Annotated in this window: 4 protein-coding genes; all 4 read right to left on the reverse strand. The window is 70.2% G+C overall.

The genetic code is table 11. From position 1 onward, the window contains the following. The coding region (locus G6022_RS14040) for a creatininase family protein (protein WP_182691811.1) at nt 1–333 on the reverse strand (333 nt) is incomplete at its 3' end. A gap of 20 nt (nt 334–353) precedes the next feature. After that, on the reverse strand, nt 354–1,169 hold the full coding sequence (locus G6022_RS14045) for a mycofactocin-coupled SDR family oxidoreductase (protein WP_179525882.1): 816 nt from the start codon (nt 1,167–1,169) through the stop codon (nt 354–356). A gap of 61 nt (nt 1,170–1,230) precedes the next feature. Beyond that, on the reverse strand, nt 1,231–2,454 hold the full coding sequence (gene mftD / locus G6022_RS14050; RefSeq protein WP_182610384.1) for a pre-mycofactocin synthase MftD: 1,224 nt from the start codon (nt 2,452–2,454) through the stop codon (nt 1,231–1,233). Nucleotides 2,455–2,508: 54 nt separating this feature from the next. Next, a partial coding sequence (gene mftC, locus G6022_RS14055) for a mycofactocin radical SAM maturase (protein WP_182691813.1) occupies nt 2,509–3,631 on the reverse strand: 1,123 nt, incomplete at its 5' end.

A 3,631-nucleotide genomic window follows, 5' to 3' on the forward strand; every position in this document is an offset into this window, starting at 1 on the left:
CAGCCACGCGGCGTCGCGGCCCTCGTGGCGCAGCAGCGGGACCGCCCGCCGCAGCGCGTCGAGGTTGCCGCCGTGGCCGTTGACCACCACGAACCGGGTGGCCCAGGTGGACACCGACCTGCCGAGTTCGATCAGCGTCTGCGCCAGCGCGTCGGTGCCCGTGGACACCGTGCCGGGAAACGACTGGTGCTCCCCGCTCGCGCCGTACGCGAGAGCGGGGAGCACCAGGACGCCGGCGGCCGCGAGGGCGTCCGCGGTGGCCGTGGCCAGCAGCGTGTCCGTCTGGGTGGGCAGGTGCGCGCCGTGTTGCTCGGTGGCGCCGAGCGGCAGCACCGCCAGGACGGGCTCGATGGTCAGACCTTGATCGCGCCCATGTCGACGGTGAACGTCGACGCGGTGATGGTGCGGGAGGCGTCCGAGGCCAGGAACAGCACCGAGTCGGAGATGTCGTCCGTGGTGGCCATGCCCATCCCCAGGATCGGCGTGAAGTGCGGGAGGAACTGGGGCATGTTGGTGAACACGTCGTGGGCCGCCGGGTCGTCGGCACCCATGGGGGTCAGCACGCCGTAGGGGTGGATCGTGTTGACGCGGATCCGGTGCTCACCGAGCTCCTTGGCCGCGGTCTGCGCGAGGCCCACCACGCCGTACTTGGAGGCCGAGTAGGGCGACTGGACCGGCATGGCCTTGAGTCCGGCGACGGAGCTCACCAGGACGATCGATCCACCGTTGTCCGCCGCGAGCATGTGCGGGATGGTGGCCTTGAGGGTCTTCCAGTACCCCGTGAGGTTGATGTCGATCGTGTCCTGCCACTGCTGCTCGTCGATCTCCCAGACCTTGCCCCAGTTGCAGATGCCGGCGTTGGCGATCACCACGTCCAGACGGCCGCCGAACTGCTCGACCCCGCGGGCGACCAGGTCCTGCTGGAACGCCAGGTCGCGGACGTCGCCGATCTCGGCGAGGATCTCCCCGCCCTCCGCGCGGACCTTCTCGACCGTCTGCGCGAGGTCGTCCTCGGTGGCCGCCTTGTAGCCGACGTGCTCGGACGGCGAGGCGCACAGGTCCAGTCCGATGACACTGGCACCCTCCCGGGCGAAACGGATGGCGTGCTTGCGGCCCTGGCCGCGGGCGATGCCGGTGATGTAGACGACCTTGCCGTCGAAGTCTCCCATGGACTGTGGTTCCTTTTCCTCTACGGACGTAACAGGGAGGCCCGGCGGACCGCCCACCGGGTCACTCTCCCAGGCGACGCATGAACCCGTCGGGGATCACGTAGTCATCCCTGGTGAGCTCCGAGATCGAGGACTTGCTCAACCCGATCAGGCTGGAGTCCAGGCCCGAGCGCAGGACGTCCAGGACGTTCTCCACGCCGGCCTGGCCGTTGGCGCCCAGGCCCCACAGGTACGCGCGGCCGATCATCACGGCGCGGGCGCCCAGGGCGAGCGCCTTGGCCACGTCCGAACCGCGCCGGATCCCGCCGTCCATCAGCACCTCGACCTGACCGTCGACGGCGTCGACGATCGGTGCGAGGCAGCGGATCGAGGCCGGGGTGCCGTCGAGGTTGTTGCCACCGTGGTTGGAGACCGAGATCGCGCTGACGCCTGCGTCGACCGCACGCCGGGCGTCGTCGATGCGGGTGATGCCCTTGAGCATGACCGGCCCGTCGTAGTTGTCCACGACCCACGCGATGTCCTCCCACGTGGCCGGCGGGGTACCCATCCACTCGCCGTAGGCGCCGAAGAAGGTCGGACCCATCTCGCCCTGGTGCACGAGGTTCGGCGTGGTCAGGTCGGGGAAACGCTTGTTGGTCACCACGTCACGCGCCCACTCGGCGGCCCAGCGCGGACGCACCGCGATCTCCGGGGCGAGGGTGAGCATCGCCTTGGCGTCGAGCTTCTCCGGGATGGTCGGACTGCCCCAGTCGCGCCCCATGGAGAACGACCAGTCGGTGGTGAGGATGACGCCCGCGGCGCCGGCGGCCTTGGCCCGCTCGAGGCGCTCGAGGACCTTCTCCTTGCCGCCGAGCCAGTACACCTGGAAGAAGGTCTGCGGGTTCGCGGCGATGACCTCCTCGATCGGCTTGGAGGCGAAGGAGCTCAGTCCCATCGCGGTGCCGCGCGCGGCGGCCGCGCGGGCCACGTCGACCTCACCGTCCGGGGTCACGGCCTGGACCCCGGTCGGCGAGATCATCACCGGGAGGCTGATCGGCTGCCCCATCACAGTGGTGGCCATGTCCCGCTCGGCCTTGGCCCCGATCACGTGCGGCTTGGGACCCAGCTCGGCGAACGCGGCCGTGTTGTCGTCGATCGTCACGCCCTGCTCACTGCCGGCCACCAGCGCCATGTAGACGCTCCGGGGCAGCTTCTTCTTGGCGCGGCGCTGGGCCTCGGCGACCGATTCGAACCAGGGGTTGCGGCGCCAGGGGTTGGCCTCGGCGATCTTCGACAGGCGTGACACGGGAGAGGGCTCCTTCGGGGGAGGACGTGGGCGGTGGCGGGTCGGCCGGCCGACTCAGACGGGGGACTCGTCGCACAGGCTGGTGGGCCTGCGCGGCGGGGTGGTGACGAGGGTCAGCGGGACCGGGCCGGTGGGCTGCTTGCGCGCCGCCAGCCCCTTGACCCGGGAGTGGTCCTGTGACGGCGAGGGGATGCTGCGCTCGGCCGCGAGCAGTCCCTCGCCGTACCCCTGGACGCACTCCGGGTCCGGCCCGTCCATGGGCAGGCCGGTGAAGAACTTGGCCGCCATGCAGCCGCCGCGGCAGCTGTCGTAGAAGTTGCAGGACGCGCAGGCCCCGGCCGACTGGGGCTCACGCAGCTCGCGGAAGAGCTCCGAGGTCTGCCAGACGCTCTCGAAGCCGCCGTCGGAGACGATGTTGCCGGCGAGGAACTCCTCGTGGATCGCGAACGGGCAGGCGTAGACGTCCCCGATCGGGTCGATGAGGCACACCACGCGGCCCGCGCCGCAGAGGTTCAGGCCGGGCAGCGAGCCCTGGCCGTCGCCGAAGGCCGACAGGTGGAAGAAGCTGTCACCGGTGAGGACGTTCGACCCGTGCTCGACCAGCCAGTCGTAGAGGTCCTTCTGCTGCTCGGGGAGCGGGTGGAGGTCGTCCCACACGTCCGCCCCGCGGCCGGAGGGGCGCAGGCGGGTGATGCGAAGGGTGGCGTCGTACTTGTCCGCCAGGGCCTTGAACTCGTCCAGCTGGGTCACGTTCTCGCGGGTGACCACCACCGAGATCTTGGCGTCGGTGAAGCCGGCGTTCTTGAGGTTCTCGAGGGCACGGACCGCCATGTCAAACGAGCCCGGGCCGCGGACCGCGTCGTTGACCTCGGCGGTGGCACCGTCGATGGAGATCTGCACGTCGACGTAGTCGCTCGCGGCCAGGCGCTGCGCCACCTTCTCGTCGATGCGCACGCCGTTGGTGGAGAACTTCACGCCCACCTGGTGGCTGGTCGCGTAGTCGACGAGCTCCCAGAAGTCGGGGCGGACGGTGGGCTCGCCACCGCCGATGTTCACGTAGAAGACCTGCATGCGCTGCAGCTCGTCGATGATCGCCTTGCACTGCTCGGTGCTCAGCTCGCGGGGGTCGCGCTTGCCCGAGGAGCTCAGGCAGTGCACGCACGCGAGGTTGCAGGCG

The sequence above is a fragment of the Dietzia sp. Cai40 genome (genome assembly GCF_014145165.1).
GTDB classification, from domain to species: Bacteria; Actinomycetota; Actinomycetes; order Mycobacteriales; family Mycobacteriaceae; genus Dietzia; species Dietzia natronolimnaea.

Excerpts from the sequence above, each read along its gene's own strand:
- G6022_RS14045 (WP_179525882.1), bottom strand. The coding sequence starts at position 1,169 with ATGGGAGACTTCGACGGCAAGGTCGTCTACATCACCGGCATCGCCCGC.